This window comes from Pseudomonas sp. 18.1.10 (assembly GCF_024655625.1).
Taxonomy (GTDB): Bacteria; Pseudomonadota; Gammaproteobacteria; order Pseudomonadales; family Pseudomonadaceae; genus Aquipseudomonas.
Map to the genome: position 1 here is coordinate 1 of NZ_JANLGL010000346.1, position 3959 is coordinate 3959.

General features: G+C 62.2%; 2 protein-coding genes and 1 riboswitch. Of the genes, one reads left to right on the forward strand and one right to left on the reverse strand.

Features of this window, described 5'->3' with window-relative positions:
• Positions 1-87 precede the first annotated feature (87 nt).
• The gene (locus tag NUV89_RS28285; RefSeq protein ID WP_257783908.1) at positions 88-1527 is read right to left on the reverse strand and encodes a TolC family outer membrane protein; all 1440 of its coding nucleotides are present in this window, start codon (positions 1525-1527) and stop codon (positions 88-90) included.
• 196 nt (positions 1528-1723) lie between these two features.
• A riboswitch (TPP riboswitch) is annotated at positions 1724-1829 on the forward strand.
• A 152-nt stretch (positions 1830-1981) separates the two neighbouring features.
• Here NUV89_RS28285 and thiC point away from each other — a divergent pair.
• Entirely contained in the window at positions 1982-3871 is a 1890-nt protein-coding gene (thiC, locus tag NUV89_RS28290; RefSeq protein ID WP_017734933.1) for a phosphomethylpyrimidine synthase ThiC, read from the forward strand.
• Positions 3872-3959 lie beyond the last annotated feature (88 nt).

Sequence of the window (3959 nt, forward strand, 5' to 3'; positions counted from 1 at the left end):
AGTCACCACATGTATTGGCTGATCTACCGCATTCGCGAGCAAGCCCGCTCCCACACAAGCCCGCTCCCGCATTTGTTTTGCGTGTTATCAATATCCTGGGCGGGCCTTGAGCTGCTCGGCAGCCGCTTTGGCCAGATCCGGCGGCAGGAAATCCCGATCCGGGTTGTAGTCCGCCTTCAGATAGCGCGCCAACTCCTGCAAATCCCCCGGGTTCAACGTCCCCGCCGCCTGCTTCAAGCGCAGGTTGTCGAGGATGTAGTCATACCGGCTGTTGTTGTAATTGCGCACCGATGAATACAGCTGGCGCTGTGAATCCAGCACATCGACGATATTGCGCGTACCCACCTGATAGCCGATTTCCGTGGCTTCCACCGCGCTCTGGTTGGAGATGATCGACTGGCGGCGCGCCTGCACCTGTTCCACATCGGTGTTCACCGCGCGGTGCAGGTTGCGGGTGTTTTCCACCACCTGGCGGCGCAGGCCTTCGCGCTGCTGCTCGGTCTGGTCCAGGCGTGAGTAGGACTCGCGCACTTGCGAGCTGGTCAGGCCGCCGCTGTACAGCGGGATGTTCAGGCGCAGGCCGACGGTGCGTTGTTCGACATCGCCACGGTACGGCGTGCCAAAGGCATTCGGGTTGCTGAAACCGAGGGCGTCGTTGTCGCCTCGTTCGTACTGCGCCACGGCGTCGAGGGTCGGCGCGTGGCCGGCCTTGCGCTGCTTGAGGGTTTCTTCGGCGGCGGTCACCGCGAAGTTGCTGGCCAGCAGGTTGAGGTTCTGGCGGCCGGCGGTGTCGACCCAGGACTTGGCGTCGTTCGGCAGCGGCGGCAGCACCGGCAGGCTGTGGACGATGCCCTGGATCGAGTTGTACTGGCGATTGGTCAGGGTTATCAGCGCTTCGAACGCGTCTTCCACCTGGCGCTGGGCGAGGATGCGGTTGGCGCGGGCGGTGTCGTAGCTGGCCTGGGATTGCAGCACGTCGGTCTTGTCCGACAGGCCGACGTCGAAGCGTTCGTTGGACTGGTCCAGCTGACGCTTGAAGGCATTTTCTTCGGCCTTGGTGGAGGCCAGGTTGTCCTGGGCGCGCAGCACGGCGAAGTAGTTTTCGGCGCTCTGCAGGATCAAGTTCTGTTCGGTGGCCGACAGTTGCAGGGCGGCCTGCTCGTTGACGGCTTCAGCGGCTTGCAGCTGGAACCAGCGGTCGGCGCGGAACAGCGGTTGGCTCAAGGTCGCGCGCCAGGAATGCGCGTCGCGATTGGCGGTGCCGGCGGGCTGCGCAATCTGGGTGCGCACGTTGTTGCTGTCGGCACCGGCCGACAGGTTCGGCAGCAAACCGGCGCGGGCCTGGGGCACCACTTCTTTTTGTGCGCCGTATTGGGCGCGGGCGGCGGCCAGGTCGGCGTTGTTGTTCACCGCTTCCTGGTAGACGCTGACCAAGTCAGTGTTGGCGGACAAGGGCGCTTCTGCTGCCCAAACCATTCCATTGGTCGCACAAGACACGGCAAGAGCCAGTGAGAGTTTGCGCAGCATGAGGCGTTCCCTAGATTGAATATTACGGCGATAATTTAGCGCCCAAGGCTAAGGCTGGCCAATCCTGGCGTCAAGCCTTGAGGCAGTCCCCGAGTGTAGTGGCGCGATCACTGCACAACAATCCTGCAATTGCGCCATTCATCACGCTGAATGCACCGCTATTGGCAATTTGCCCACGCCATGGTCTAGACTGGCCGCGTTCTTGTCGGGGTGCCTTGTTGGAAGGCTGAGATCGGTAAATACCGGATCCCGTTGAACCTGATCAGGTTAGCGCCTGCGTAGGGAACAAGATTTCTCGTCACCCGGCGAGTCCTCTTGTGCTTCGTCCGGGATGCTGTTCGACCATCGAACAGCCCTCGTGCGCCAAGCACAGCACTGGTTTCAGTGCGTCCATCCGTCACAGGTTCGCTCCGACAAAAATCCACCGCCTGGATAGCAAGTTGGAGAGCCCGTGATGACGACAAAACTAAAAAATACCGTGCATTTGAGTGAATCGGCCAAGGTCGACTCCGGCTCCGTGCAGCCCTTTACCCGCTCGCAAAAAGTCTACGTGCAGGGCACTCGCCCGGACATCCGCGTGCCGATGCGCGAGATCAGCCTGGACGTGACCCCCACCGATTTCGGCGGTGAAATCAACGCGCCCGTGGTGGTCTATGACACCTCCGGCCCCTACACCGACCCCAACGTCATCATCGACGTGCGCAAAGGCCTGGCCGATGTGCGCTCGCCGTGGATCGAAGTGCGCGACGACACCGAACGCCTCTCGGGCCTCAGCTCGCACTTCGGCCAGCAGCGCCTCAGCGACGCCGAGCTGACTGCGCTGCGCTTCGCCCACGTGAAGAACCCACGCCGCGCCAAGGCCGGCGCCAACGTCACGCAGATGCACTACGCGCGCAAAGGCATCATCACCGCCGAGATGGAATACGTCGCCATCCGCGAAAACATGAAGCTCGAAGAAGCCCGTGCCAGCGGCCTGCTCGACCAGCAGCACGCCGGCCACAGCTTTGGCGCCAGCGTGCCGAAGATCATCACCCCGGAATTCGTGCGCGAAGAAATCGCCCGTGGCCGCGCGATCATCCCGGCGAACATCAACCACACCGAACTGGAACCGATGATTATCGGCCGTAACTTCCTGGTGAAGATCAACGGCAACATCGGCAACAGCGCCCTGGGTTCGTCCATCGAAGAAGAAGTGGCGAAACTGACCTGGGGCATCCGCTGGGGTTCCGACACGGTGATGGACCTGTCCACCGGCAAACATATCCACGAAACCCGCGAGTGGATCATCCGCAACTCGCCGGTGCCGATCGGTACCGTGCCGATCTACCAGGCCCTGGAAAAAGTCGGCGGCGCCGCCGAAGACCTGACCTGGGAGCTGTTCCGCGACACGCTGGTCGAGCAGGCCGAGCAGGGCGTCGACTACTTCACCATCCACGCCGGGGTGTTGCTGCGCTATGTGCCGCTGACCGCCAAGCGCGTCACCGGCATCGTGTCCCGTGGCGGCTCGATCATGGCCAAGTGGTGCCTGGCGCACCACAAAGAGAACTTCACCTACACGCATTTCGACGAAATCTGCGAAATCATGAAGGCCTATGACGTCAGCTTCTCCCTCGGCGACGGCTTGCGCCCGGGCTCGATTGCCGACGCCAACGACGCCGCGCAATTCGGCGAGCTGGAAACCCTCGGCGAGCTGACCAAGACCGCCTGGAAGCACGACGTGCAAACCATGATCGAAGGCCCGGGCCACGTGCCGATGCAGTTAATCAAGGAGAACATGGACAAGCAGCTGGAGTGCTGCGACGAGGCGCCGTTCTACACCCTCGGCCCGCTGACCACCGACATCGCGCCGGGCTACGACCACATCACCTCCGGCATTGGCGCGGCGATGATCGGCTGGTTCGGCTGCGCGATGCTCTGCTACGTGACGCCGAAGGAACACTTGGGGCTGCCGAACAAGGATGACGTGAAGACCGGGATCATCACCTACAAGATCGCCGCCCATGCGGCGGACTTGGCCAAGGGGCATCCGGGCGCGCAGATCCGCGACAACGCCTTGAGCAAGGCGCGCTTCGAATTCCGTTGGGAAGACCAGTTCAACCTCGGCCTGGACCCGGACACCGCGCGTTCGTACCACGATGAGACGCTGCCGAAGGATTCGGCCAAGGTCGCGCATTTCTGCTCGATGTGCGGGCCGAAGTTCTGCTCGATGAAGATCACCCAGGAAGTGCGTGAGTACGCGGCCAACCAGCGCATTGACGCGGTGGATGTGGATGTGGCCAAGGGTTTGGCGGAGCAGGCGGAGCGGTTCAAGCAGGAAGGGAGCCAGTTGTACAAGAAGGTCTGACCCGGGATTGGAGGTGCCTGTACCGGCCTCTTCGCGAGCAAGCCCGCTCCCACATTTTGAATGTATTCACAGTTCAAAATGTGGGAGC